Below are 25,939 nucleotides of genomic sequence, written 5' to 3'. Positions count from 1 at the left end.
CCAAAGTCCCATGTGTTCTCCCAACCTTTCTATTACTTCCATTTTACTGGGTTTAGGAGTTTACACAATTTATTTTACAGACTCTTTCCCCACGCCTTATCCTTCATCTCCCGTCCGGTCCACTTTACTTCTCCTAACCCTGCTCCCTTCTCTTAAGCCCTTCTAATTTATTTTGAACCTATCTGCTTCTCCACAAAAATATTTCCTACTCCCTAGCTTATCTATTTCTCTATACCTGATCAAACGGGATAATCGTGCAAAGTGTCCGGACAGCGAGTGTTGAGCTTTGAAATGATATAAATTCCGCTATCTATGAAAAATATCTATCGACTTACATTCATAGTAGACAGACCGCACTTAGCGGTATTGCGATATCAGGAAGCATGAATAGCCCGCCTTAGGCTATCCTTGCTTCAACGACTCATCCTTCGGCAGCAGTACGGCCAGCAGGCCGATCAGCGGCAGGTAGGAGCACAGCTGCATGATGAACAGGATGCCGGTCTGATCGGCAAAGTTGCCGAGCACCGCCGAGCCCAGGCCGCCAAGGCCAAAGGAGAGGCCGAAGAACAGGCCGGAGACGAGTCCGACCTTCCCGGGCAGCAGTTCCTGCGCATAAACGACGATAATGGAAAAGGCCGAGGACATGATAAAGCCGGCAATCACGACCAGCACGCCGGACCAGAACAGATTGGCGTAGGGAAGCAGCAGCGAAAACGGCGCCGTCCCCAGAATGGACGCCCAAATGATGTTCCGCCGACCATAACGGTCCGCGATCGGCCCGCCGAAAAACGTCCCGACCGCCGCTGCGGCCAGGAAAGCGAATATGTACCACTGCGCCGTATCCTTGGCCAGGCCGTAATGATCCATCAGGAAAAACGAATAAAACGTGGAGATGCTGATCGAATACACGTTTTTGGAGAAGAGCAGCAGCACCAGGACGGTAATGGCCAGCACGACTTTGCCCCGGCTAAGGCTGCTTTTCGCCACGGCCGCTTCGCCGCCTGCGGCGCTGCCGCCAACGCGGGTCTTTCGCGGTTTCAGATCCTGCGCTCCGTACCATCTGGCCACGAAAAACTGAATCACGATCGCGATGACCGCCGCCAGCGCAAACCACACGACGCTGGTCTGCCCCAGCGGAATAAAGATCAGGGCCGACATGATCGGCCCCAGTGATGCGCCGATATTGCCGCCGACCTGAAAGATCGACTGCGCCAATCCGCGTCTCGATCCCGCCGCCAAATAAGCAACGCGCGAAGACTCCGGATGGAATACCGACGAGCCCAACCCGATCGAGGTGACCGCAAGCAATATCAGGCTATAGGTCGGGGCAAAGGCCAGCATAACGACGCCGGCCAGCGTAAAGCATACGCCCAGCGGCAAAATATACGGCCGCGGGCGGACATCGGAGTACAAGCCTACCAAAGGCTGAAACACCGATGCCGTCATATTCATGGCAAACGAAATCCATCCGATCTGCCCGTACGACAAGAGCAGCGACTCGCGCAGCACCGGAAACAGGGCGGGAATCGCCGACTGCATGGTGTCGTTGAGCAAATGCACGATGCTGATCGAAAACAAGATCGGATAGACCGTTAATGCAGGTGATGCCGGTTTTACGGCTGCTGTCTGATTCATCTGTACCTCACTTTAGTCCTCTCTTGACCACGGGGAATGAAAGTTATCCTTGTTAAAAAGAAAGCATGCCGCCGCTTTCGTCGAATACGGCGGACGGATTCCAGGCGACCTCCCACACATTAAACTCCGGATCGGCGAAATAGGCGGAACGTCCGCCCCAAAAAGCCTCGACCGGCTCCTTCAAAATGGCTGCGCCCGCGGCGCGGGCCTTCTCGATGGCGGCGTCGACCATCTCCGGCTCCTCCACGTTCACCGCAAGCGTCATCCCCCGGAACGAAGGCTTGGCCGTCATTTCAGCCTGCTCGCCGAGTCCGGCATCCTCCGCCAATTTGGCATAGGGAACAAGACTCAGCAGCACGCCCGCGTTCGTAAATACGCAGAATTCATCCGAGCTCGCCGGCGTGTCCTCCCACCCCAAACGCTGATAAAAGGCGCGAAGACCCGGCAAATCCCTCGCCCCCAAAGTAACCAAAGTCACTCGCTGCGGTATCAAGGCATAATCCCTCCCTATGGTTAATGTCTTTTTCTGGTATTCTATATCCTACATCAAATCCGCGAAAAAGAATAGATGAAGAACAAAAGGCCGCCCTCGGGGCAGCCTTGGATCCAATGCCGTATTTTTTTATGATTAGGCCGTCTCTCTGGAGCGGCGCAATTTCTGCCTGGCCCGGTACAGCAGGATTTTGAAATGGGATAGCGACACTCCCATCAAATCGGCGGATTCCTGATAAGAGAAGCCGTGCACGTCATACAGCAGCACCGCATGCTGCTGGTTCGGCTGCAGCAGGGACAGCTGCGCGTACAGCTCCTTTTGAAGCTCCTGGCCAAGCACAGATTTTTCCGGCGTATCGTCGCTCGGATAGCGATGAAAAAAATCATTTTCATAAGCGGACGAACGGCTTTCCTTGCGCAGCGTATCGATGTAGGCGTTATGGGCGACCCGGAGCAGCCAGGCCTTGGCCTTCTTCCCCTCTGCGTCATCCAAATGCTTCAGCGCCCGGCAGAACGTCTCCTGCATCAGGTCCTCTGCGGTATGCGGATTGCGGCACATGCTATACAGATATCGAAATACGTCGGTTTTATATTCGCGGTAAAGTAAATCCATTGAACGGTTTTTCATTTGAATTCCTCACTTTCTCCCCAAACCTCAGGCAAGACCCTCTGTTTCTTTGTCTTGCTTTGTTCATTATGCCGAATAGAGTTTGCGTCCCGTCTAAGAAATTGTTAAGTTTTCATTAAGAAATTGCTGCGTTTTCCTTAAACAAAAAAGACGCCGGCGGGCGTCTCGTTTCTTGCAAACGTATTCTTGCATGTTCTTGGGAAGGAAGGCGGCTCTGCCGGAATGCCTTATGCCTCTTCGCGCGGCAGCCGTACGATGAAGGCGGTACGGTATTCGTTGCTTTCCGCAGCGATCGAACCGTGATGCAGATCGACGATATGCTTGGCAATCGCCAAGCCGATGCCGGAGCCGCCCGTATGGGTCGCCCGTGATTTCTCCACCCTGTAGAACCGGTCGAACAGATGCGGCAAATCGGCTGCCGGGATCGGCTCTCCATAATTGACGACCTCCGTGACGATTTCGTCCCCGTCCTGCCAGCTGCGGATATCCAAATATTTGCCTTCATGGCCATAACGGATCGCGTTGGTGATCAGATTCTCGTACACCCTTCTCAGCTTGTCCCCATCCGCATGGATGAGTAGCGGGCCTTGCAGGTACAACCGGCATTCCATGCCGTTCTCCTGCAGCTGCCAGCCGAAATGGGCGGTCATTTGATGAAGCATCTCGACGAGATTGATCCGCGTTTTCTGCAGCTTCAGTTCCTTGTTCTGCATCCGCGTATATTCGAACAAATCCTGCAGGAGCTGCTTCAGCCGCAGCGATTCCTCATAGGCCATGTTGATGTAATAACGCAGCTCGACTTCGTCGCGGTAGCGGTCTTGCTCGATCAACCCCAAATAGCCGGTAATCGAGGTCAGCGGGGTGCGCAAATCGTGGGAAACGTTCGTGATCAGTTCATTTTTGGTCTGCTCCGCCCGGCGTTCTTCCTCCATGGAGGTGCGCAGCCGATCCACCATTCGGTTGATGTCGGTGGCCAGCTGGCCGAGCTGGCCGACGTTCTCCACCGGAATTTTGCGTACGGAGCCTTCTTCGATCTTATGGACTTCCTCGATCAGCAGCTCCAGATATTTCTTCTCGTGGCGGCGGATGCCCCGGCGGTAAAAATACAGGGAAAACAGCAAAATGATCGGGACGCCCGTCAAATAATAAGCTTCGGGGAACCCGATGTTCCGGTTAATCCACAGAATGATCGAAAAAAACGTGAGGTCCGGAAACACGATGAAAAACAACCGAGCCAGCAAAATCAACAAAAACAGCGAGATTAAGGAAGCGACGACGGTCCAGAACAGCCAAGCCAAAAAACGCAAGCTAGCTTTCAAGTTTGTAGCCGACCCCCCATACGGTACGGATCAACTTCTCCCCGTCCATTTCTTTCTCCAGCTTATCCCGCAGGCGGCTGATATGCACCGTCACGGAGTTGCTGCTGTCCAAATACTTGTCTTTCCATATGAGCTCGAAGATTTCCTCGGAACCGAACACCCGGCCAGGGTGGCTGGCCAGCAGGTACAGGATGCCGAACTCGATCGGCGTCAGCTTCAGGGGATTCCCGTCCACCGTAGCCATATGCGTCTCCTTGTCGATCTGCAGCGAGGCGATCTTGATGATATCCTGCGACGCCGAAGCGGCCGCTGCGGGCTGAGCGGCATAAGAGGAGCGACGCAACAGCGATTTAACCCGGGCGACGAGCTCCAGCGGATTAAACGGTTTGACCATGTAATCGTCGGCGCCGGTCATCAGTCCGGTAATTTTATCCATGTCGCCATCTCTGGCGCTCAGCATCAGAATCGGCGTCGTCCGGGTTTCGCGGATCTTCATGCACACGGAAATCCCGTCCAGTCCCGGCAGCATCACGTCGAGAATCACCAAATCGGCCTCTTCCCGCTCGGTGATCTCGAGCGCCTTCAACCCGTCCTCCGCCTTCAATACGTCGTAGCCTTCGTTCGTTAAATATATTTCAATCAGTTTGGCGATTTTATCATCATCGTCGACGATCAGTATTCGTTTACTCATTGACCAAATCATCCTTTATTTGAGCTGGTTTGACACGTGACACAGTAACATCATACCATGTCTTTCGCCCCCAGTAACAAATAAAAGGTTACAAAATACGCCGGTTATGGTTTCCACCTGTAAGGGATCGCGACGCGAAAACAGGAGCCTTTCCCCGGCTCGGACGTTACGGAAATGTCACCTTCATGGATGTCGACGATTTTTTTGACGATGGATAAGCCCAGTCCGCTGCCTCCGGCGCTGCGCGTCCGCGATTTGTCCGCTTTGTAAAAGCGCTCGAAAATGTGGCCGATGTCCTGTTCCGCCATCCCGATCCCGTTGTCCGCGACGGTGACGACCGCCCCATCCTCCCCGGGCGCAAGGGTGAACCCGATCTCCCCTCCCTCGGGCGTAAATTTGATGCTGTTGTGCAGCAGGTTCATCCAGACCTGGCTGAGCAGGTCCTCGGCGCCTTCCACCTCCAGCTCGCTCAGCTCCAGTTGAATCTGAATATTTTTGGCGAGCCATTGAGGTTCGCAGGCCAGGACCACGTTTTGCAGCTGGCGGTCGAGCCGGAACCGGTTTGTCCGCAGCGAGGCCCGGTCCGTCTCCAGAGAGGAAAGCTTGAGCAAATTATCGCTCATCTGCGACAAACGGCGGCTTTCCGACTCGATGATCTCCAAGTAATGGTTTCGTTTCTCCGGCGAAAGATCCGGTTTCCGCAAAGCTCTGGCAAAACCGCGAATCGAAGTCAGCGGCGATTGGATTTCGTGCGACACGTTAGAAATGAAGTCCTGCCGCATCGTCTCCATTTGCCCGAGCGCTCCGGCCATCTCGTTGATGCTGTGCACGATCGTTTCGAATTCTCGCATTTTCTCATAGCCATCCAGACGAACGGTGAAATCCCCCCTGGAAATTCGGCGAATCGCGTCGATGATCATATTCAGCTTCATCAGTTGTTTGGACCGGAACGCTAAACTGATGACGGATATCAGTAAGCCGAACAGAATCGTGCCCAGGATCACGTTCAACAAACCGATGACGTAAGCGGAATAAGGCGGTTCCCATATTCGGTAAAGCGCCGAGGTCATCCAAACGGACACCGTCCAGGTAAAGCCGAAAATGCACATGAAGACAAGCACCTGCATGATTCTGACCAGGGCCTCCCAAACCTTCTTCCACCAAGTCAACGTTCGCCCACCTCCAGACGGTAGCCCAGCCCGCGAATCGTGCGGATTTTGAAGCCGAACCTCTCTTCGGGAAACCGTTCGCGCAGGCGGTTGATATGCACGTCCAACGTGCGTTCGTTCCCCTCGAAATCGTAGCCCCAAATATCTTCGATCAGTTGCTCTCGGGTCAGCGTACGCCCCGCCTGACCGCCGAGCTTGAACAGTAGCTCGAACTCCTTCAGCGGCAGAGTGAAGCTTTCCCCCTTGCCGTCCGCTTCGAACGTTTTGCGGTTCATTCGCAAAACGCCGATCGTTACGGTTTGGGAGATCGACACCTGATAACGCTTCAGCAGCGCCTTGACCCGGGCGACCAGCTCCGCCGGTTCGAACGGTTTGACCAGGTAGTCGTCCGTGCCGAGCTCGAAGCCTTTGACGACCTGCCGAGTCTCCCCTTTGGCGGTCAGCATGAGCAGCGGCATTTCGTAATGCCGCCGCAGCTCGCGGCAGAGCTCCCAGCCGTCCATCTCCGGCATCATGATATCCAGAATGACCATGTCGACCTTTTCCGATTCGACCAGGTTCAAGGCTTCCCGCCCATCCCCCGCCTCCAGGACCTGCTCCAAGCCCGCTTCCTCCAGAAAAAGGCGTACCAGTTCGCGGATATGCTGATCGTCGTCTACCACGAGTATTTTTGCCATGTTCCCTCTCTCCCTTACCCGATAACCTCTTCGAACTCTTCGCCGGCGGCGATTTGCAGCTGCTGCGAGGCGAATTCGCGGTACATGGCGTGCTGCCGCAACAGCTCCTCATGCGTTCCTCGGCCCGTCACCTGCCCCTTCTCGATAAAAATCAACTGATCCGCGCCTACGACGGTAGACAGCCGGTGGGCGATAACGATCGTCGTCCGGCCTTCCATCAGGTTTCTCAGCGCCTTCTGCACGACGATTTCCGAGCGGCTGTCGAGGCTGGAAGTCGCCTCGTCCAGCATGAGGATCTTCGGATCGCGCAGCAGCGCCCGCGCGATGGCGATCCGCTGCCGCTGACCGCCGGACAGCTTGACGCCGCGCTCGCCCACATCCGTATCGAATCCGTTTGGCAGCTCGGCAATGAAGCCGTCGGCATAAGCCATCTCTGCCGCCCGTTTCAGCTCCGCCTCGCCAACTTCGCGTTCGATGCCGTAACAGAGATTTTCGCGAATCGTGCCGGCGATGATCGGGCTCTCTTGTGAGACATACCCGATCATGCCGCGCCAGGAGCGGAGCGTAAACGAATCAATCGGGTCCGCGCCCAGCCGGATGCTGCCCTGCTGCGGTACGTAATACCGCTCCAGCATGGAGAACAGCGTCGTTTTGCCGCCGCCGCTCGGGCCCACGACCGCCGTAACCGTCCCGGGCTCCATCGTAAAGCTGATGCCTTGCAACACCGGCTCATCCGGCTTATACCCGAAGGTAAGGCCCTCGATCGCCAGCGGCTGGTTGGCGTCCGCTACCTCCTTGCCGGAGTCGAAAGGCTCCTCTTCGGCGTCGAGCGTTTCCAGAATGCGTTCCGTCGCCCCCTTGGCCTTCTGCAGCTGCGTAAAAAACGTCGTCAATTGCGTCATCGGCATCACGATCTGCACCAGATACAAAATAAACGCAACCAATTCCCCCGCAGTCAATCCGCCGCTGGACACCTGCATGCCGCCGTAACCGATGACCACAACCAGCAGCATCATCATGACGAAGGCCATGAACGGGCTGATCCAGGCCATGACTTTGCCCTCCCGTACGCCGAATCTCAGCAGATTGCCGATCGCTTGGCTTCCGCCCTCGTATTCCTTGCGTTCGGCGTTGGATGCCTTGACCAGCCGGATTTCCGACAGCACCTGACTTAGCGAAGCCGTAAAGGACGCCGTTTCGTCCTGCATGCCGATGGAGATTTTGTACATCATCCGGCCCAGCGGCGCGAGAATCAAAGCGGCCAGCGGAATTACGGCAAACATGACCAGGGTCATTTTCCAATTCAGATAAAACAATACGGCCACGGCTCCCACGATGGAGATGATGCCGCTGAAGAAACCGGCGATCTGCTCGGAGATCAGCGCTTTGATTATGCCGGTGTCATTGGTCATCCGGCTGACCGATTCTCCCGTCCGGTTGTTATCGAAATAAGAGACGGGCAAGCGGAGCAGCTTCTTCCATAAGCGGTCCCTCAGGCTGGCGACCATGCGTTGCCCGGTATAGTTCAATAAATAGATCGATAGCCCCGAGGCGATCGACATCCCGATGAAAGCGGCGCCGATCATCACGATTTGCGAGCCGCTGATCGAGGACAGCGAAAAGCCGTCCACGAGATTTTTCGTGAACATCGGAATGACCAGGCTCACCAACGTCGACGCCACGCTCAGCAATACGGCAACCGTCAACAGCAGCAACGGCGGTTTCGTTTCCCGCATCAGTTGGTAAAACGCCCGGGTGCTGCCGCTTTTTTTCCTCGTTTGAGCATCCTGCTCCGATTTTTCAGGTAGGTTCCTTGGCATATGGTTTCTCTTCCCTTCATCTCTATCTGCACCAGATGAGCTGCGAATTGCTCAGGGAAAGAATACAACCGCTTTGTAAACTGAAGTTAAACGGCCGCGGCGTTTATAAATTTTCCACTTCCACGCTGATGACATGATCGATGGTGCGGAGGAAATGATAAATTTCCGTCGTATATTCTTTTTCCGAGGCCGAAATCACCATGTCCACCCGCTGTCTGCCTTCCTCCAGATCTTTGATCTTCAGCCGGCGGATGCGGTGCGGGTTGGCGTTGGTCCCTCGTCCCTTTTCATCCTTACGTTCAATGACGCGGATCAGCTCGGTCACATTGCCGTGATCCTCCATCACGATTTTGATCGATACGTCGCGTTGGTTGAGTTTATAAGGTCCGATCCATTTAATGAGATAAGGCACGAAATTCACCGAGATGATCAGCAAAATAACGGTCAGTCCCGCTTCGAGATAAAACCCGGTCCCGATCGCGATCCCGATCCCGGAAGCCGCCCAGATCATCGCCGCCGAGGTGAGCCCGGAAATCCCTTCGTTGCTGCGCCGCAAGATGGCGCCCGCACCCAGGAAACCGATGCCGCTGACGATTTGCGCCGCGAGCCGCATCGGATCCATGTTCGGATGGTCCGGGCCGGCGAACTTCTCGAAAGCCTCGATCGACACGATCGTCACCAAACAGCTGGCGATACAAATGACCATGCTCGTTTTAATGCCGAGCGGCTTCTGTTTCAATTGGCGGTCGATGCCGATGAACAGGCCGAACAATAAAGCCATGCAAAGCTTAAAAATCATTTCCAAGTCGATTTCCATGATGAAACGCAACTCCTTCGGTCATATAAAGTGAGTATAATTGTATTCGCCTGGTCGACGCAAATTGATTAATTCAAGCAAAAGCCCGCGTAATCGCGCGACCGAACCCCATGACTCGCTGACGCCAACCAAAAAAACCTCGCGGCGTGTTGCCGGAGGTTTCGGTTTGCCGACTTGGCTCATAGATGGCGGCTCGGCTATTCCCGGACGGCCCGGAGGATGGCGATGACCTGTTTGCCGCTCACCTGGATCCCCTTGTCCAGCCGCCCGACAGGCCGAAGGTCGCGGACCAGCTCCTCGGCCAGCCGTTTGGCCGGATCGGTCTTCTTGTTCTCGACGAGCACCGTGAGCTGCACATCGTTGCCAGCCGCCAAAATCCGCTCGGCCTGGCGCTTCTTCGTATCGTAGTCATGGTCTTCGATGAGGGCGGACAAGCGGATTTCCTTCAGCTTGCCGCCGGACGCCGCTTTGCGCTCCTTTTGCTTGGCTTGCGTCTGCTCCTTTTGATGGTCGGCTCGGCGAACCAGCTTGCAGGGCGGCGGACTGGACAGCAGCGAAGTGCAGACCAGGTCCACATTCGACGATTTGGCCATGGCCAGCGCATCCTTCGTCGCCACAATGCCCAGGTCCTCCCCGTTCACGCCGGTTAATTGGACTTCCGAAGCCCTGATCTTCTCATTCATGATGATCATCGTTATCCCCCGCCTTGTCTCTCTTCATTGCTAGTATTATAACAAATCTTCAAACGATTCGGCATGCGGCGCCCATAGAAAAAGAGCTGCTCTCCCGGGCTTGCGCCAGGGAAAACAGCTCTTGATCCGAATCCGGAATGCATGCGGATGATCGATGTCGATTAGAACTTCGCAGCCAGGTCAGCCGCACGTTTTACGCCGTCCTGAACGATCTCTTCGGCGCGGTCCGCAAATTGGTTATGCCCTTCCACCACGACGGCTTCCGGATTGGTAACGCCCCAGAAGGTCAAAACGTTTTTCACGTAGTTCAGCGACATTTCCAGCGCGGTCATCGGACCTTCGGAATAAACGCCGCCGCGAGCCTGCAGCAAAGCGATTTTCTTGTCGCCGACAAGTCCGACCGGACCTTGTTCGGTATATTTGAACGTTTTGCCGGCTTGGTTCAGGTAGAACAGGTAAGTCAACAGCTGGGCAGGAATCGTGAAGTTCCACAGCGGGAAAGCAAATACGACTTTGTCGGCTTTCAAGAATTGATCCAGGTAGGCATTCGCCAGATCGGCCGCTTTTTGTTCTTCCGGCGTCGCCGGTATGCCTTTGCCTGCTTTGAACAGACCGTTCAGCATATCCACGTCGTAATAAGGAAGCTCAACCTCAAACAGGTTCAGCTCGGAAATCGTATCCCCAGGATGCGTTTCCTTATAAGTTTGCAGGAAGCTTTCGTACAATTTAACTGTGGCGGATTGGTCCGCCGGCCGGTTATTGGCTTTCACGAATAATACTTGCGACATGATGTGGTCTCCCTCCAAAAAATGTTTGTATAATTTTTTCAGTTACTTTCTTTTTATCTGCGACTTTTCGAACAATAGTTATTGTAATGCCTATCTACAACTTTGTCAATTACAGTTACTAACAAAATTTAACCGGGTCTCTAGGACCCGGCCATGCCGCGATATACTCACGCGTTCAACGCATCTTACTCTATATCCGAACTTATTGCTTTTGCGGTTCCCGGCTGTATTTACGGCGGAAATGTCCGGCTGCGTCCACCATTTGCCGCAACGAAGCCACCGTCTCTTCCTCGCCCCTTGTTTTCAGGCCGCAATCGGGATTAATCCAGAACAGCTCCGGATCCAGCACTTGCAGCGCCCGTTCGATCAAGGCAACCATTTCCGCCTCCGAAGGAACGCGCGGGCTGTGAATATCGTAAACGCCTAGCCCGATGCCCAAAGGATAGGTATGCTCCTCGAAGCTTTGCACAAGCTCCCCGTGACTGCGTGAGGTTTCGATCGATATGACGTCGGCGTCCAATGCGCGAATATCGTCGATGATATCGGCAAATTCGCAATAACACATATGCGTATGGATTTGCGTCGTATCCCGGACCGTCGACGTGGCTACGCGGAACGATTTCACCGCCCATGCCAAATACTTGGCCCATTCGCTTTGCTTCAACGGCAGCCCTTCCCGGAGCGCGGGTTCATCCACCTGGATCATCTCAATGCCGGCTTCCTCGAGCGCTTCTACTTCCTTGCGGAGGGCCAACGCGATTTGGTAGGCTACCTGATCGCGGGGCAGGTCGTTCCGGACGAACGACCAATTCAATATCGTGACCGGTCCCGTCAGCATCCCCTTCACCGGTTTGGCCGTCAACGTCCCGGCATAAGCCGTTTCCTTCACGGTCATCGGGCCGGCGAAATCGACGTCCCCATAGATCACCGGCGGCTTCACGCAGCGCGTTCCGTACGATTGCACCCAGCCTCCCTGCGTAAATGCGAACCCCGGGAGCTTCTCGCCGAAAAACTCCACCATATCGGTCCGTTCAAATTCGCCATGCACCAGCACGTCGAGGCCGAGCTCCTCCTGAATTCCGATCCATTTGCGGATTTCCGTTTGAATAAAATCGTCGTACCGCTCTGGGCTCCATTCGCCTTTGCGCCATTTCTGGCGGGCGGCTCTGACCTCGGCGGTTTGCGGAAAGCTGCCGATCGTGGTCGTCGGCAGAAACGGCAGCCGCCACTTCGCCTGCTGCTTGCGGCGCCGCTCCGCAAACTCGCTGCCGCGCTTCGCCGGCAGCAGGGCGGCCAGCGCGGCCTCCTCGCGCACGCTTCCCCGGCTCCGGGCCGGGTCCGCAGCCAGCGCGGCCAGCGCCCGCCGGTTCTCCGCGAACCGCTCCGGTTCGCGATCGCCCTTGCCCGCCCGAGCGGCCTCGCGCAAGCTCGCCAGCTCCTCCAGCTTCTGCTCGGCAAACGTCAAGGCCTCGCGCAACACCGGCGCCAGCCGCGCTTCCCCGGCTGCGGATACCGGAACGTGCAGCAGGCTGCAGGACGGCTGCACGATCAGCTCCGGGTCCCCCGCCAGCAGGCGGATTTCCTGCAGCAGCTTCAGGCTTTCGTCCAAATCGGCGCGCCAGATGTTCCGGCCGTCGACGATGCCCGCTCCGAGCGTTTTGCCGGCCGGGAAACCCAACCGCCGCAAAGCTTCCATATTGCCTTCCCGTCCATGCACGAAATCGAGCCCGATGCCTTGTACCGGCAGCTCCGCCAACGTTTCGAAATGTTCGACGGCGTCGAAATAGGTTTGCAGCATCACCTGCAGCCCCGGCACTTCGGCCGCGATGGTCCGGTAAATCGTTTTTAGCGAACGAAGATCATCAGGGGTCAAGGAAGTGACCGCCGCCGGCTCGTCGATTTGAACCCAGGCCGCGCCGGCCTCGTGCACTTCCCGCAACACCCGGACATAAAGCGGCAGCAGCTTCCCGACCCAGGCATCCCATTCCGCCGCCGCGTATCCCTTGGACAGCTTCAGGAAAGTGAACAAGCCCAGCACGACGGGCCGGCCTTCCACGCCCAGCTCCCGCTTGGCCTCCAGATAACCGGCGAGCGGCCGGTTCGCGGTCAACTGCGGCTCCCGGTCTCCCAGCTCCGGAACGATATAATGGTAGTTCGTATTAAACCATTTGGTCATCTCGCTGGCCGCCGCCCGGTCATTCCCCCGAGCGATCGCGTAGTAGGTATCCAGCGTAACCTCTCCGCCCTCCCAAGCAAAACGTCCCGGCACCAGGCCGAACATCGTTGCCGTATCCAATACCTGATCGTAATAGGTAAAATCCCCGACCGGGATCACGTCGATCCCCTTTTCCCGCTGCAGCCGCACGTTGTCGAGCCGGATGGCGGCCAGGCCGGCGTGCAGCTCGTCTTGCGTCGCCTTGCCTGCCCAATACGCCTCGATGCTTTTTTTCCATTCCCGTTGCTTGCCTATTCTGGGATACCCCAGATTACCGCCCAATACATTTCCCATCTTTGTGTTTCCTCCCCATCTCGTCGTATGTCGAACCTAGTCTCCCGAATCAAGCGCAACAAAAAAGATCCCCGATAGCGGCATGGCTAAAGAGGACCTTCGATCATGGTTTCGATGGTTTGCATCTTTAACACCTCCCTATCTCCCGTAGGTACAGCAGTGCTTGGAACATAGGCAGGTCTCCTGGCTTCAGCATCATCGCCGGTTACAGCCTTCCCGGTGAACCTGGTTCACCAGTGGCATTGAAGTAATCGACTCCTCTGTTACAGTGGCGGGACCGCGCCGGCATCGCACCGGACTTCCCTATTAAGCTCCGGCCAAACCGGCCGGAACACCTACTTCCATCCTATTCTGTTGGAATATATCTCTCATATTACTTCATGTCCCCCAAGAGTACAACACCAAACTCATCGGAATTATAAACATTTCGGTTTATGCAATTTCGACAACATTCAAGTGATTAATATCACAATGACCCCTAGCAACCCGTCGTACTCTTAAATTAACCCTAGTTCCAGCTCAGCCTCATAGAAAGGTGAATGGATATGAACAAGCCGAAAATACCGAAGTGGTGTTTCCTGATACTCGCCGGATTGATCATGGTCGCGGCCGCCTGGCTGGCTTTTCCATCCGGACATGCCGAAGTCGGGGAAGCTGCCCCGGCGGAGGAAGAACACAAACTCAATCAGCCTCCGGTCAAGCCGGTCATCGAGCGCGAAGGAAACGTCGTGCATATCGAAATGACCGCGCAAACGACCGATTTAGAAATTTCCGAAGGCGTCTTTTATAACGCCTGGACGTTTAACGGAACCGCTCCGGGGCCGGTGATTCGTGTCAAAGAAGGAGATACGCTCGAGTTTACGTTAACCAACATGGACCCGGAGATGCCGCATTCGATGGATTTCCACGCCGTCCATGCCGCTCCAAGCCGCAAATTCATCGATGTCATGCCGGACGAAAAAGGAATCTTTACGTACCCTGCGGACACCCCCGGCGTCTTTATGTACCACTGCGGCACCAGTCCGGTCCTCCTCCACGTCGCCAACGGGATGCACGGGATGATCATCGTGGAGCCGAAGGACGGCTACGAAACCGATACGGACATCGACCGGGAATACACGATCGTGCAAAGCGAATGGTACGCGGAAAACGATTATGACGCTTTTCAACAAGGCGAACCGGAGTACGTTGTCTTCAACGGCGATGACTTTACGCTAAAAGAACACCCGTTCCTCGCCAAAGTCGGCGACAAGGTGCGGCTTTACGTCACCAACTCGGGGCCGAACCACGTATCGTCGTTTCATGTGGTGGGCACGACCATGGATCGGGTGTACCTGGACGGCAATCCGAACAACGTCCTGTACGGGTTGCAAACCGTCATGCTCCCGGCAGGCGGCGGCGCCGTGGTCGAGTTTACCGTGACGGAGGAAGGCGACTATCCGATTCTTACCCATCAGTTGGCCGATGCCTCCAAAGGAGCGACCGCCATCCTGCGGGTCACCGCGGACGGCAAAGATAACGGTGAACCCGGCATGAGCCATTAACTTGCGCGGCATACAAAATGATTCCGCACTTCGAATCGCGGTCCATGCCAAATACCAAACTAACCGAGAGGTGATGCCAGATGCATCGAAACGAAGCCAAAATCGTCGAACTGGATGTTCGCGAGCAGCTCAAAAACAAATTGGAGCCGTTCCAGCTCATCATGGACCACGTTAAAACGCTGGAGCAAGACGATATATTCGTCCTGCACGCCACCTTCAAGCCCACGCCCTTGCTGGGATTCCTGAAGATGAAGGGACTTGTCGGCAAAGCGGTGATGCAGGATAAAGAACACTGGATCACGACCTTCGTCCATAAGAAGAACAAAGCGTGGCTGGATGAACCCGCCGCAGGCGCCCATGCCGAAATTCCGGAAGCCGTCGAAACGAAGCCGGCCGCTCCAGCAGCGGTAGCTGCCGAAACGGAAGCCAAGGTCACCGTGCTCGACAACCGCGGCCTGGAGCCGCCGCAGCCGATGGTGCGGACCCTTGCCACGCTCGAGAAGTGCAAATCCGGAGACGAGGTTCATATCCACAATGACCGGGTGCCGGTATTTTTGATCGAAGAGCTGAACGGCCTGGGCTGCACCTACACCGTGGAGGAACAACCGGACGGCACCGCCAAAGTGAAAATCCGCAAACCTTAAGGAGGTGAATGCGATGCCCGCCATGTCCCGACTCCCCTTTTTATTTATCGTAACGGGGATTTTCGGATTCGTCCTGTTCCACGCCACCTCCCTGATGTCGCTCACGGGCTGGCTTGGCGAAGGCATCCGCGGTCCCGCGGGCTGGTTCCAGGTGCATCTGTTCGTGCTCGGCTGGGCTACCATGCTGGCCATGGGGGCCGTGTACCAGCTGATTAACGTCATTTTGCAAACGAATGTATACAGCGAACGGCTGGGATATCTGCATTACGCTTTATTTACTGTCGGACTGTTCGGACTGTTGTTCGGATTCATTCAGGGAGATACGTACTGGATCGGCGGATTCGCCACGATGGCCTTCCTAGGTATAGTACTGTTCGTCTGGAATATGGCCGCGACACTGTTTCGCGCCGGCCTTTGGAACGCGATTACGATCAGTACGGGCTGCGCGGTCCTCTACCTGCTGCTGACCGGCCTGTCCGGCATGGCCATGGGGATCAACTTCGCCACCGGCCTTTGGAACGGGCTCCACGAGAACCTGTTCGGCACCCATATCTGGCTCGGAACGCTCGGTTGGTTCGGATTGCTAATCACCGGCTTCAGCTACAAGCTGCTGCCGATGTTTTACCTGTCCCACGACTACCCGACCAAGCTGGAATACGCGGTATTGTCTTTATGGAATGCAGGCGTGCTCGTCGGAGCAAGCTCCTTCCTGTTCGGCTTGCCGGTGTGGTTCAAAATCGCGGCGCTGCTGCTGATCGCTTCGGCCGTCATCGCCTACAACGCGCATTTGCTGCAAATCCGCAAAAAACGCCATAAGCGCAGCCCCGGAGCCGGAATCGAATGGACGGTCACCGGCAGCCAAATCTTTGCTATCTTTATCCTCGCGTTTGTTCTGCGGTCCATCGTCTCGCCGGAGCATTTGCTGGATACCAAAACCGTGCTGACGGCCGGCTGGGTTTACCTCAGCTGCTGGGTATCGTTTACCGTGCTGGGCTACGTGTCCAAAATCGTTCCCTTTCTTTGGTGGACGCATAAATACGGCAAACAGGCCGGCAAGCCGGGTACGCCGGTATTGGCCGACCTGCTTGATGAACGGAAGGCCAACCTCGGCTTGACGGCCATCTTATGCGCCAACCTGACCGTCCTGGCCGGACTGGTCGTCGACTCGCAGCTCGTCATCGCCATAGGAGGCGCCGGCTTGTCCCTCGTCTCCGTTGCCTATATCGCTTTGATCGCGTTGGTGTTTGCCCATTAAATTCAAATATGGAGGTCGACTGAAAAATGAACAGAATCGAACAAATCCGCGAAAGCCTGCGGGAAGTATACGATCCGGAGCTTGGCGTCAACATCGTGGACCTGGGACTCGTCTACGACATTCGCGAGGAAGAGGATCGCGTCTATATTCAGATGACCTTGACGACGCCGGGTTGTCCGATGCACGACACGATCGTAGGCGGGGTCCGCTTTGTCTTAAGCGATCAACTGGGAATCACCGACCCCGAGGTCGATGTTGTTTGGGAACCCAGATGGTCGCCGGAGCATATGTCGGAAGCCGCCAAGGAGCAATTGGGTTATTTTTAGAGGTAGTTCAAAAAGTCATCTTTGGGATCACGAAGACTATTCAAGGAAGGTTACTCGGCGTCGAATCTTGAATTCAGCCGGGACTTCCGTTGCTCACGTAGATCTGTCTACGCTCCGCTACTCAGTCCCTAGCTTCATCCAACCTTCTCGGTGCTCCAAACCTGACTTTTTGAACCTTCATTGAAACGGTAGTTCAAAAAGTCATCTTTGGGATCACGAAGACTATTCAAGGAAGGTTACTCGGCGTCGAATCTTGAATTCAGCCGGGCCTAAGCGTATGCTTCCGATGCATGTTTCCTCCGGAAACATTTGAGTTGCTCACGTAGCTCTCAGCTACGCTAACGGACCGAGGAGACCTTATTTCGGTCAAAAGCAGCTAAATGGCTTCTATAAGAGCCGAATAAGGTCTCTGGAGTCCGTTACAGCGGGAAATAGCCGGGAAATGGGCAAATAAGGTCATTACGGTCCGTTACGTTCAGCGCGGTTACGATAACTTCGGTGCTCCAAACCCGACTTTTTAATTTGCAATTTTAAGGCGATGCGTAAAGAAAAAGCTGGCAGCCTCATCGATTGGATGGGCTGTCAGCTTTTTTGAATAGAGGCATCCCGAACCGTGCCGGGTTACCTCACGATAAAGGTCCCCTTCATTTCCTTATGGCCTTTGCCGCAGGAGATGTTGCAGGAGAATTCGAACTCCCCCGCTTGATCCGCCACGAAGGTGATCGTTTTGCCGCCTCTGACTTCTTTGTTATAGCCTTTGATTTTCAGCGAATGCATGCCTTGCGTATTTTTAAGCGTAATGCGGACCGTATCTCCCCGCTTGACCTTGATTTCCTGAACATCGTAACCCGAAGGCTGGGCATGGACGGTAAACACCTTGACCGGACCCTTCGCCGCCGTTTCAGTACCCGAGCCGATGTAACGGTCGGGCGCATCGGCGCAGGCCGATATCAGCAGGGCGCAGCCCAAAGCGATTGCAATAGCGCCTATTCGGATTTTCATGCGGTTCTCCCCCTTACACTTGGAACTAATTTAAGTGTAGAGCGGTGAGAACCTCTGCCTTGTGACTTCTGTCACAACATCAGGGCAGGATCCGAATTAATTCCCCCGCCGATCCACCCAGCCTTGCTCCAGCGCATACCTCGTCAATTGGACGCGGTTTTCCAAATGCAGCTTATGCAAAATGTTTTTCAGGTGGTTTTTGACCGTCTGATCGGAGATGTGCAGCTCCCCGGCGATCTCCCGGTTGGTCATCCCCTGGGCCACCCAGCCGAGAATCTCGCGCTCGCGTGCAGTCAGCGGCGGCCCCTCCCCCGTTTCTTTCTTTGCCAGAGGAAACTCCTGCAAAATACGCAGCGCCAATTCGCTGGACAAAGGGGCCTCGTCGCTGGCGACAGCCCGCAAATACTCGAGCCAGGTTCCGGGTTCCAAATTTTTGAGCAAGTACCCCTGCGCCCCCTGCTTCAACGCCTCAAACAGATGGGCGGCATCATCCGACACGGTGATCAGGACGATCTTCACGTAAGGATAACGCAGCTTGATCTCCCGGGTCGTTTCCAGGCCGTCTTTGCCCGGCATATGAATATCCATCAGGATCAGATCCGGCATCCACAACTCCGTCTGCGCGATCGCCTCATCGGCGCCCGCCGCAAACGCCACGATTTCAAAACCCGCATCCTCCGCCAAAATATCGCCGATCGCTTCCCTGGCATGCGGATGATCGTCAACGACCAGCACCCTTACCTTCATTCCTCTCCGCCTCCTCCCCGAATCTCCACCGTCGTGTTTCCCGGCACGGAAACAATCGTCAGCTCCCAGCCCATATGCTCCGCCCGCTCCCGCATAATTTGCAACCCGTATCGGCCCGGCTCGGGCGGATGATCGGCCGCAAATCCGGTCCCGCTATCGTCTACCTTCACAAGAAAACGCCGCGCATCGCCGCTGCCGGCGATGCGGACCTCCTGTACGCCCGCATGCTTGCCGGCATTGATGAGCGCTTCGCGTACGCAGGACAGCAGCTCCAGCTTCGCTTTTGCGGACCACGCCTCTTCCCCGAGCCGCCAGTCCAGCTGCAACGCCAGTTGCTGCTCGGCTGCCATCTGCCGGATCAGCGCCGGTATCGCAGCGTCATTTGCTTCGCTCTCCTTCGCGTCCGGCGGAATGCGCAAATCGGAGATCGCTTCCCGTACATACCGGTTCACCTCATGAATCGTCTTGCGCAGCCCATGCCAGTCGTACGCTCCGCCCTGAGAAGTTTGCTGCCGATCGGCGCGGTCAACCTTCACCGACAGCAGAAACAACGATTGCGCGATCCCGTCATGCAGTTCGCGGGCCAGCTGTTCCCGCTGCTCCAGCTTGGCCTTCAGCGCCCGCTCCCGCTGTAGTTCTTCCTGCATACGCTCCAGGTACGAAAACCAGCGATGCAGCAGCGTGATGCTGACCGCGAATAAAATGACCGGCGTCAACACATTGCCCATTTCCATCGAAACATAAGGCATCAAAAACTGATGCCGCACATATTCCCACAACCCGACAACCAGCGTCGGTACGATCAGGATCATCCACTTGGTCAATTTATAAGTCATATCCTAACCCCGCTTATGTTCATTCTCTTCCGACTTAACTTTACATAACGCGTAGCGGAGCTGGCAAGTCCTGGGGCATAAAATGACATAAAGTGAATCCTTTTGCGTGTCTCGCCCGTAAATTAAAAAGCAGGGCGGATTGAGGCTCCGCCCTGCTTGGCATTAACGTGTGTTACCCTACAACATTTTTTTGATTTCATCCTTGATCGCTTCGGATTGCGGCCCGAACACGACTTGGACTGCGCCTTTGCCGAGTCTCATGACCCCCGATGCTCCAAGCTGTTTCAGCGCGGCATCGTTGACGGCTTTATCGTCCTTGACGACGAGGCGAAGGCGGGTAATGCACGCATCCACGGACTCGATGTTTTCCGGTCCGCCTATGTTCGCCAGGATTTTGGCGGATCTGGTGTCGGCTGTGAACGCACCTGTTGCGGCAGGTGCTTCCTCAACCTCGGCAATATCCACCGTATCTTCGCGCCCTGGCGTTTTCAAATTGAACTTGACGATCATGAAGCGGAAGATGACATAATATACAACCGCGGTTGCCAAACCTACCGGAATGAGGAGCAACGGTTTCGTCGAAATCTGGTAGTTGATCGCATAATCGATGAAACCGGCCGAGAATCCGAAACCAAGCTTCATGCCCAGCGCATAAGTGACATATGCCGCGATTCCGGACAATACGGCGTGAATCCCGTAAAGCACCGGCGCCACGAACATAAACGCGAACTCCAGCGGCTCCGTAATCCCTGTCAGGAAGGAAGCAAGCGCGGCCCCCAGGAAAATGGAGCTAACCATTTTGCGTCTTTCCGGCTTAGCCGTATGAATGATCGCAAAGGCAGCGGCCGGAAGGCCGAACATCATAATCGGGAAGAAACCGGTCATGAACATGCCTGCCGTCTTGTCTCCGGCAAAGAAGCGATGCAGGTCGCCGTGAATAACTTCTCCGGCAGCGTTGGTAAAGTCGCCGATTTGGAACCAGACGATCGAGTTGATGATGTGGTGAAGGCCAAAAGGAACCAACAGGCGGTTGGCAATGATATGAATAGCCGAACCGATGCCGCCGAGGCTTGTTACCCAATCCCCAAAAGTATCCAAAGCTGATTGCACAGGGCCCCAGATCAAGCCAAAGATCAAGCCTACGACAACCATCGTGATAGCGGTTATCATCGGAACAAAACGTTTGCCCCCGAAGAATCCTAACCAATCCGGCAGCTTAATGGTGTGGTATCGTTTGTAGAGATAGGCGGAAATGCAGCCGACGATAATCCCGCCGAGCACGCCCATATTCAGTTTGGTATCCGCAGACTGCATGAGTTCAGGAAAAATTCCAGGCACTCTGTCGAGTACGTTTAGCAAAATCAATTGACCGATCACGGCGGACAAGGCTGCAACCGCATCCCCGGCCAAACCGATCGCCACCCCGACGGCAAAGATCAACGGAAGGTTATCGAAGATCGTCCCCCCGCCGGCCGCCAGGAACGGAGCAATGTAAGTGTTGAGGAATCCCCCTACTCCCTCTCCCAGGTGAAATTCCTTGATGTAGTCGACGCTGCCGAACCTGAGCAAGATCGCCGCTGCAGGCAGTGTTGCAACCGGAAGCATCAATGACTTACCGATTTTCTGGAGAAAAGCTAGCATGCACAAATCATCCTTTCCTAACAATAAGGTTATATTTTTAAAACCGCCTTCAAAATGACGCTTCCGCCTGCCGTCACAGGACCGTTGAGCGTTTCCAGGTTGCTCGTCACTTCTCCGGCGTTTGTTACTATGATTGGCGAGATCACCGGATAACCGGCTTCCCGAATTTTCTCGATATCGAACTCGATCATCAGTTGTCCCGCTTTTACTTTATCCCCGGCGGCAATGTGGGAAATGAAGCCTTCCCCTTTGAGCGATACCGTATTGATTCCGATGTGGAACAAAAATTGCAATCCCGAAGGATGCTCCATCATAACCGCATGGCTGCTTTTGATCACATGGACCACTTTGCCGTCAAACGGCGCGACCAGCTTGCCCGCGCTGGGCTCGATGGCGAGCCCAGGTCCCATATGGCCGCCGGCAAAAGCCTCGTCAGGTACCTGAGCCAAAGGAACGGCCTCTCCGGACAACGGCGAATGGATTTCTACGGTTTGGTTTTCTGTACTTTTCTTTCTCCACTTTGAAAACATGGTTGTACCCTCCCGAATGTTATTATCTATATTCCGGCAAGTCCATGGGAACTATACCTTTTTTTCCCGAAACAAATTGGAGCTCATTCAAGGGCAACAAAAAAAGCCAAGAAAAGAAACCTTTCAAATAGGTCTGCTTTCCTTGGCTCATGCCCATCTGGATCAACGGTAACACGCCAAAAGTCATTTGGTTTTCGGTTATGTGACTATAATAATTCAAGCCATACTAACCGTCAATAGAAAATTGAAAGCGTTCACGAAATGTAAGATATGCTGTATAATCCTGTTAATTTAGGGGTAGAATCCGCTAATCTAGGGGTAAAATCTTCTCATAATCGTCCATTACTGCGGCTGGAATAAAGCCGGTACTTTATCCGGTTCCCAACCGGGCAGCGACGTATGGGACTGAACCACCTTATAGGTTACCCCGTTATACGTAACGAGCTGATTCACCGTATACGCCGTGTAAGGCGCCCAGGCTGCCGGACCCGTTCCGGATGGATCCGTCGTCGCCGTCGCCGCGTTGCTTGCCGCGGAACTGTTGCCTGCGGCGTCCTTGGCCTTCACGGTAAACGTATAAGAGCTGGACGGCTGAAGACCGCTGATTGTCGCCGTCGTCCCCGTCACCGTGGCAGCCAGCTGGCTGCCGTTGTATACCTCATACCCGGTGACGCTGACATTATCGCTCGATGCGCTCCAGCTTAGGCTGACGCTGGAAGACGATTTGGCCGTCACCGTCAAATTGCCAGGCACGGTAGGTGCAGTCGTATCCGTCGGAATCGTTCCCGGTTCCGTCGTGACCGTCAACGCTGCGCTGGATGGCGACGCATTTCCGGCCGCATCCCTGGCGACGACCGTAAAAACGTAAGCCGTTGCCGGCTGAAGGCCGCTGACTGTAGCCGTCGTCCCGGTTACGGTGGCTGCCGGCGCCCCGTTTCGGAACACGTCGTAACGGGTGACGCCGACGTTATCCGAGGAAGGCTGCCAGGTTAGCGTTACGGAGTTAGCCGTCTTGGCTGCCGCCGTCAAGCCGGCGGGTGCCGTTGGAGCCTGCGTATCCGTAGGCGGATTGACGCCGCCGCCCAGGTCACTGCGCAGCTTGGTTTGCAGCGTTTTGTTCCGGTCTCCGCTAAGCTCCCAGAACATGGCGCCGGCCAAGCCCCGGCTCTTGATGTAATCGGTTTTGAAACCAAGCGATTGCGTGTCGTCATAGGAGATGTAACGCCGGGCCGAGGGGTTATACAGGTAAGGCACTTTAGCGGTATCGTTCCAATAACGCGTATAGCCGTTCTTATTGATATAATTGGCTTCCAGATCGTAGAAATCAAACGATCCGGCCTCCCAGGTTCCTATGCTCGAAGCGCCGCTGGCGCTCTGATATTGCCCGTTGCCGGAACTGTTCACGCCGTCCCAGCCCCGTCCGTAAAACGGCACGCCGAGCACCAGCTTGTTCGCCGGTACGCCCGCATTCAAATGCCCTTGCACCGCGGCTTCGGCATTGAATGCCGAAGCGCTGGGCACGCCGGCGCTTCCTGCCGCCGGGTCGTAGTACAACGGCGCATTATGAGCCGTAACTTGCTGCCACCCGCCGTTGAAGTCGTACGTCATGATATTGATCCAGTCGACGATGGAGGCGATGTTTCCAAGCTCCGTGTTGCTTACGAACGCAGGCGATGCCCCCGAAGCGATCGTTAGCAGGTATTGCTTCCCGTCCACGGCGCCCGCCGCATTCAGCTTATTGCGAATTTCCTGCAGCAGCTTCGTGTAGTTCTGCTTATCCTCCGTACGGTAGCTGTTGCCCGGCAATCCGCCGGCGACCGGATACTCCCAGTCCAGGTCGATCCCGTCGAAGTTGAATTTCCGTAAAAAATCGACCGCCGAATTCGCGAACGTTTCGCGCGTCACCTGGCTGGCGGCCACATCGCTGAAGCGGTTGGACCACGTCCATCCGCCGACGGAAACGATCGTTTTCAGGTGCGGGTTGGCCTGTTTCAGCTTGTTCAATTGATGGATGTTCCCGGCATAAGGCTGGTCCCAGGTATCCCCGGCGAACTGCTTGCCGGCGTCGATCCAGGGATCGCCCAGCACGATCGTGCCGTTGGGCACGTTGATCGTCTGCCCTTTCTCGTCCTGGGTCGGCCAGGTTACCGGATTCGGCCCGGCCGGATCGGGGTTGCCGTGAATGCCGTTCCAGGCGATATCCGCAAATGCATAGTTGATATGCGTGATTTTCGAGGCGTCGATATCCGTTACGTTAAAATTGCGTGTATAAGCCCCCCACGACGGGTAATAGGCTACGATTTTGTATGAATCCGCCGCCTTCGCGGCCGGCGGCTGGAGGAGACCTCCCGGGAGCAACAGGGACAACGCCAAGCAGGTCATGGCAAACCACTTCCATTTCGTGACGAATCGGTGGGTTCTCATCGAATGCATAACTTAAATCCCTCTCTTTCATTAGGAAATTAGATGGAATAAAGCAAGCAAGAAGAGCCGTCGTAATCTGATGACATCCGTATGGGCCTTTGGCAAAACCTTTCCTTCTTCCGTCAGCACGTCACCTTTCCTATGAATCTACCAATCCTGGCTTGGCCTCTGTCGAACCGGCCGATCACCTCCCGAATCATCAATGGACTAGTGTTGGAGGCAAACGATAGCGGAGCTTCGCCTCCGGCGCCTGGAGGAAATCTCTTACATCGTTTACAAATCTATTAAATCACAATAAATTTGGCGATTAAAGGATAAATTTCTATTATTTACTCGAATCTCGTATGCGGAGAATGAAATATGCGGGGACGGCAAACAAGCGCGGCGATCTTCCGGGATCGCCGCGCTTGTCGCAAAAACAAATGAGTTAATGGGGACGAACCTTGCGGGTGGCCGTGGCCTGGAGGGGGTCATCCGGCCAGTAATGCTTGGGGTAACGGCCTTTGAGGTCTTTTTTGACCTCGAAATAGGTCGTCTCCCAAAAGCTGCGCAAATCCGCGGTCACTTGAACCGGCCGGCTTGCCGGCGATAGCAGATGCAGCGTGATCGGCACCCGGCCGAAGCCGATTCGCGGCGTCTCCATCATCCCGAACACCTCCTGCAGGCGTACCGCGGCATACGGGGCCTGCGGTCCATCGTAATGAACCTGGATTTTGGAGCCGCTCGGGACAAGCAGATGCGTTGGCGCCTCGGCGTTCAATTCCTGTTGCCGCGGCCAGTCCAGCAGGTTCTCCAGGATGCCGTACAACGACAAAGCCTGCAGATCGGAACGCTTGCGCACGCCGGACAAATAGGGCGCCAACCACGATTCTGCCGTCGCCGCCAGCGTCTCGTCGGAAACGTCCGGCCATCGTTCGTCCAAATTATGCAAGAACAGCAGCCGTTCCTGGAGCTTGCGGGCTTTATCCGTCCATGGCAGAATGCCCACGCCCTTGGCGGCAACCGCGTCCAGCAGGGCACGCGTGATCTGCTCGGGCCCCGGCTGCGGATCCGGCTGCTCTCTCAGCACGATCGCGCCGAACGTTTGGCGGATTCGAGCCCGCACCGTACCGGATGCGTCGTCCCAAGCCGCGCTGCGTTCCTCGGCTATCTCCTGGCCGTAATAACGATGCAAGTCCGTCTCGTCGAGCGGAGCCGCCAGCAAAATCCGCCCCTCCGTTCCCTCGTCGTCCACCTCGGCGATGGCCAGGAACGGCGCTGCGCCCATGGAATCCTTGAAGGCAAGCTGCGCGCCGCGGCCGTTCCGCAGCAGGTACCGCCCGTCCGGGCGGCGGCTGGCAATGCGGTCCGGGTAAGCGAATGACACGAGCAATCCGCAGCAGCGGTCCAGCTCCGCGGAGGACCTCCCATGCTCGGAGCCGCTGCCTGATTCGGCACCCGTGCCGGCATGCCGATGGGCTGCGGGTGTCTTGGCAGCAACCGCTTGGCGCTCTCCCTGCGGGTTGCCGATTGCTTCGGACTTTCCGGTCAACTCGCTATCGGCTTCGTCCTCCTCCAGCGGCTCGTAATCGGGATCGCCCTCCATGTCCATCCCGAGCGGGAGGCTTGGATCGTCATCCGAACCGCGGGGAGCGGCCGCATCGGCCGGGGACGGGCGCTCCAGCTCCGCGAGCCGCTTCTCCCACTGGCGCGCGAGCCCGGCGATGCGGCGCAGGCCGTCCCGGTCGGGCTCCTGCGCCGCGGTGGCCCCCCG

Annotated in this window: 23 protein-coding genes and 1 riboswitch; of the genes, 4 read left to right on the top strand and 19 right to left on the bottom strand. The window is 55.8% G+C overall.

The features are described from left to right. Nucleotides 1–402 precede the first annotated feature (402 nt). The 12 genes from ACQ4N8_RS26045 to metE all read right to left on the bottom strand — a co-directional run bounded on the left by ACQ4N8_RS26045 (nt 403) and on the right by metE (nt 13,237). On the bottom strand, nt 403–1,635 hold the full coding sequence (locus tag ACQ4N8_RS26045; protein ID WP_430707272.1) for an MFS transporter: 1,233 nt from the start codon (nt 1,633–1,635) through the stop codon (nt 403–405). A 52-nt stretch (nt 1,636–1,687) separates the two neighbouring features. Next, the gene (locus ACQ4N8_RS26040) at nt 1,688–2,128 is read right to left on the bottom strand and encodes a VOC family protein (RefSeq protein ID WP_430707271.1); all 441 of its coding nucleotides are present in this window, start codon (nt 2,126–2,128) and stop codon (nt 1,688–1,690) included. Nucleotides 2,129–2,263: 135 nt separating this feature from the next. Continuing rightward, the gene (locus ACQ4N8_RS26035; RefSeq protein WP_430707270.1) at nt 2,264–2,755 is read right to left on the bottom strand and encodes an RNA polymerase sigma factor; all 492 of its coding nucleotides are present in this window, start codon (nt 2,753–2,755) and stop codon (nt 2,264–2,266) included. A 227-nt stretch (nt 2,756–2,982) separates the two neighbouring features. Next, on the bottom strand, nt 2,983–4,074 hold the full coding sequence (locus ACQ4N8_RS26030; RefSeq protein WP_430707269.1) for a sensor histidine kinase: 1,092 nt from the start codon (nt 4,072–4,074) through the stop codon (nt 2,983–2,985). Further along, nucleotides 4,064–4,765 (bottom strand): response regulator, encoded by a 702-nt coding sequence (locus ACQ4N8_RS26025; protein ID WP_430707268.1) that lies wholly within the window; start codon nt 4,763–4,765, stop codon nt 4,064–4,066. The genes ACQ4N8_RS26030 and ACQ4N8_RS26025 overlap by 11 nt, the downstream gene beginning before the upstream one ends. Nucleotides 4,766–4,869: 104 nt before the next feature. Continuing rightward, nucleotides 4,870–5,934 carry a sensor histidine kinase gene (locus tag ACQ4N8_RS26020; RefSeq protein ID WP_430707267.1) on the bottom strand — a complete coding sequence of 355 codons (1,065 nt, stop codon included), beginning with the start codon at nt 5,932–5,934 and terminating at the stop codon, nt 4,870–4,872. Then, nucleotides 5,931–6,611 (bottom strand): response regulator transcription factor, encoded by a 681-nt coding sequence (locus tag ACQ4N8_RS26015; RefSeq protein WP_430707266.1) that lies wholly within the window; start codon nt 6,609–6,611, stop codon nt 5,931–5,933. Before ACQ4N8_RS26015 ends, ACQ4N8_RS26020 begins: the two co-directional genes overlap by 4 nt. A 14-nt stretch (nt 6,612–6,625) precedes the next feature. Continuing rightward, on the bottom strand, nt 6,626–8,431 hold the full coding sequence (locus ACQ4N8_RS26010) for an ABC transporter ATP-binding protein (protein WP_430707265.1): 1,806 nt from the start codon (nt 8,429–8,431) through the stop codon (nt 6,626–6,628). A 103-nt stretch (nt 8,432–8,534) separates the two neighbouring features. Further along, complete coding sequence (locus ACQ4N8_RS26005; RefSeq protein WP_430707264.1) at nt 8,535–9,248, bottom strand: MgtC/SapB family protein; 714 nt, start codon at nt 9,246–9,248, stop codon at nt 8,535–8,537. A 197-nt stretch (nt 9,249–9,445) separates the two neighbouring features. Then, a complete protein-coding gene (infC, locus tag ACQ4N8_RS26000) occupies nt 9,446–9,937 on the bottom strand; it encodes a translation initiation factor IF-3 (protein WP_430707274.1) in 492 nt (163 codons plus the stop codon). Between the two features lie 164 nt (nt 9,938–10,101). Continuing rightward, the gene (locus ACQ4N8_RS25995; protein WP_430707263.1) at nt 10,102–10,728 is read right to left on the bottom strand and encodes an FMN-dependent NADH-azoreductase; all 627 of its coding nucleotides are present in this window, start codon (nt 10,726–10,728) and stop codon (nt 10,102–10,104) included. Between the two features lie 202 nt (nt 10,729–10,930). Beyond that, entirely contained in the window at nt 10,931–13,237 is a 2,307-nt protein-coding gene (gene metE, locus ACQ4N8_RS25990) for a 5-methyltetrahydropteroyltriglutamate--homocysteine S-methyltransferase (RefSeq protein ID WP_430707262.1), read from the bottom strand. Nucleotides 13,238–13,393: 156 nt separating this feature from the next. Next, nucleotides 13,394–13,591, bottom strand: a riboswitch (cobalamin riboswitch). 245 nt (nt 13,592–13,836) lie between these two features. Between metE and ACQ4N8_RS25985 the strand changes: the two genes are divergently transcribed. The 4 genes from ACQ4N8_RS25985 to ACQ4N8_RS25970 all read left to right on the top strand — a co-directional run bounded on the left by ACQ4N8_RS25985 (nt 13,837) and on the right by ACQ4N8_RS25970 (nt 17,006). After that, nucleotides 13,837–14,781 (top strand): multicopper oxidase domain-containing protein, encoded by a 945-nt coding sequence (locus tag ACQ4N8_RS25985; protein WP_430707273.1) that lies wholly within the window; start codon nt 13,837–13,839, stop codon nt 14,779–14,781. Between the two features lie 80 nt (nt 14,782–14,861). Further along, on the top strand, nt 14,862–15,425 hold the full coding sequence (locus ACQ4N8_RS25980) for a DUF2249 domain-containing protein (RefSeq protein ID WP_430707261.1): 564 nt from the start codon (nt 14,862–14,864) through the stop codon (nt 15,423–15,425). A 13-nt stretch (nt 15,426–15,438) separates the two neighbouring features. Continuing rightward, nucleotides 15,439–16,680: a hypothetical protein gene (locus ACQ4N8_RS25975; protein WP_430707260.1), complete on the top strand. Its 1,242-nt coding sequence runs from the start codon at nt 15,439–15,441 to the stop codon at nt 16,678–16,680. Between the two features lie 26 nt (nt 16,681–16,706). After that, nucleotides 16,707–17,006, top strand: a complete 300-nt coding sequence (locus tag ACQ4N8_RS25970; protein WP_430707259.1) for a metal-sulfur cluster assembly factor — start codon at nt 16,707–16,709, stop codon at nt 17,004–17,006. A 621-nt stretch (nt 17,007–17,627) separates the two neighbouring features. Here ACQ4N8_RS25970 and ACQ4N8_RS25965 read toward each other — a convergent pair. The 7 genes from ACQ4N8_RS25965 to ACQ4N8_RS25935 all read right to left on the bottom strand — a co-directional run. Continuing rightward, complete coding sequence (locus tag ACQ4N8_RS25965; RefSeq protein ID WP_430707258.1) at nt 17,628–18,008, bottom strand: cupredoxin domain-containing protein; 381 nt, start codon at nt 18,006–18,008, stop codon at nt 17,628–17,630. A 96-nt stretch (nt 18,009–18,104) separates the two neighbouring features. Further along, on the bottom strand, nt 18,105–18,755 hold the full coding sequence (locus ACQ4N8_RS25960) for a response regulator (RefSeq protein WP_430707257.1): 651 nt from the start codon (nt 18,753–18,755) through the stop codon (nt 18,105–18,107). Further along, the gene (locus ACQ4N8_RS25955; RefSeq protein ID WP_430707256.1) at nt 18,752–19,591 is read right to left on the bottom strand and encodes a sensor histidine kinase; all 840 of its coding nucleotides are present in this window, start codon (nt 19,589–19,591) and stop codon (nt 18,752–18,754) included. The genes ACQ4N8_RS25960 and ACQ4N8_RS25955 overlap by 4 nt, the downstream gene beginning before the upstream one ends. Nucleotides 19,592–19,768: 177 nt before the next feature. Beyond that, on the bottom strand, nt 19,769–21,232 hold the full coding sequence (nagE, locus tag ACQ4N8_RS25950) for an N-acetylglucosamine-specific PTS transporter subunit IIBC (RefSeq protein WP_430707255.1): 1,464 nt from the start codon (nt 21,230–21,232) through the stop codon (nt 19,769–19,771). 29 nt (nt 21,233–21,261) lie between these two features. Further along, a complete protein-coding gene (locus ACQ4N8_RS25945) occupies nt 21,262–21,762 on the bottom strand; it encodes a PTS sugar transporter subunit IIA (protein ID WP_430707254.1) in 501 nt (166 codons plus the stop codon). Nucleotides 21,763–22,104: 342 nt separating this feature from the next. Further along, nucleotides 22,105–24,195, bottom strand: a complete 2,091-nt coding sequence (locus ACQ4N8_RS25940) for a glycosyl hydrolase family 18 protein (protein WP_430707253.1) — start codon at nt 24,193–24,195, stop codon at nt 22,105–22,107. A 418-nt stretch (nt 24,196–24,613) separates the two neighbouring features. Further along, the coding region (locus ACQ4N8_RS25935; RefSeq protein ID WP_430707252.1) for an ATP-dependent helicase C-terminal domain-containing protein at nt 24,614–25,939 on the bottom strand (1,326 nt) is incomplete at its 5' end.

Origin of the sequence: Paenibacillus macerans, from assembly GCF_050565405.1 — a bacterium.
Lineage (GTDB): Bacteria > Bacillota > Bacilli > Paenibacillales > Paenibacillaceae > Fontibacillus > Fontibacillus macerans_B.
The sequence above is the reverse complement of the archived record's forward strand: the minus strand, read 5'-3'. Positions and strand labels throughout refer to the sequence as shown.

What these genes read in the sequence shown, in the direction of transcription:
- ACQ4N8_RS26025 (WP_430707268.1), bottom strand. Translation starts at nt 4,765, where the DNA reads ATGAGTAAACGAATACTGATCGTCGACGATGATGATAAAATCGCCAAA.
- ACQ4N8_RS25970 (WP_430707259.1), top strand. Translation starts at nt 16,707, where the DNA reads ATGAACAGAATCGAACAAATCCGCGAAAGCCTGCGGGAAGTATACGAT.
- ACQ4N8_RS25995 (WP_430707263.1), bottom strand. Translation starts at nt 10,728, where the DNA reads ATGTCGCAAGTATTATTCGTGAAAGCCAATAACCGGCCGGCGGACCAA.
- ACQ4N8_RS26035 (WP_430707270.1), bottom strand. Translation starts at nt 2,755, where the DNA reads ATGAAAAACCGTTCAATGGATTTACTTTACCGCGAATATAAAACCGAC.
- ACQ4N8_RS25945 (WP_430707254.1), bottom strand. Translation starts at nt 21,762, where the DNA reads ATGTTTTCAAAGTGGAGAAAGAAAAGTACAGAAAACCAAACCGTAGAA.
- ACQ4N8_RS26010 (WP_430707265.1), bottom strand. Translation starts at nt 8,431, where the DNA reads ATGCCAAGGAACCTACCTGAAAAATCGGAGCAGGATGCTCAAACGAGG.
- ACQ4N8_RS25975 (WP_430707260.1), top strand. Translation starts at nt 15,439, where the DNA reads ATGCCCGCCATGTCCCGACTCCCCTTTTTATTTATCGTAACGGGGATT.
- ACQ4N8_RS25960 (WP_430707257.1), bottom strand. Translation starts at nt 18,755, where the DNA reads ATGAAGGTAAGGGTGCTGGTCGTTGACGATCATCCGCATGCCAGGGAA.
- metE (WP_430707262.1), bottom strand. Translation starts at nt 13,237, where the DNA reads ATGGGAAATGTATTGGGCGGTAATCTGGGGTATCCCAGAATAGGCAAG.
- ACQ4N8_RS25980 (WP_430707261.1), top strand. Translation starts at nt 14,862, where the DNA reads ATGCATCGAAACGAAGCCAAAATCGTCGAACTGGATGTTCGCGAGCAG.
- ACQ4N8_RS25940 (WP_430707253.1), bottom strand. Translation starts at nt 24,195, where the DNA reads ATGCATTCGATGAGAACCCACCGATTCGTCACGAAATGGAAGTGGTTT.
- ACQ4N8_RS26045 (WP_430707272.1), bottom strand. Translation starts at nt 1,635, where the DNA reads ATGAATCAGACAGCAGCCGTAAAACCGGCATCACCTGCATTAACGGTC.
- ACQ4N8_RS25955 (WP_430707256.1), bottom strand. Translation starts at nt 19,591, where the DNA reads ATGACTTATAAATTGACCAAGTGGATGATCCTGATCGTACCGACGCTG.
- ACQ4N8_RS26005 (WP_430707264.1), bottom strand. Translation starts at nt 9,248, where the DNA reads ATGGAAATCGACTTGGAAATGATTTTTAAGCTTTGCATGGCTTTATTG.
- ACQ4N8_RS25965 (WP_430707258.1), bottom strand. Translation starts at nt 18,008, where the DNA reads ATGAAAATCCGAATAGGCGCTATTGCAATCGCTTTGGGCTGCGCCCTG.
- ACQ4N8_RS26015 (WP_430707266.1), bottom strand. Translation starts at nt 6,611, where the DNA reads ATGGCAAAAATACTCGTGGTAGACGACGATCAGCATATCCGCGAACTG.
- ACQ4N8_RS25985 (WP_430707273.1), top strand. Translation starts at nt 13,837, where the DNA reads ATGGTCGCGGCCGCCTGGCTGGCTTTTCCATCCGGACATGCCGAAGTC.
- nagE (WP_430707255.1), bottom strand. Translation starts at nt 21,232, where the DNA reads ATGCTAGCTTTTCTCCAGAAAATCGGTAAGTCATTGATGCTTCCGGTT.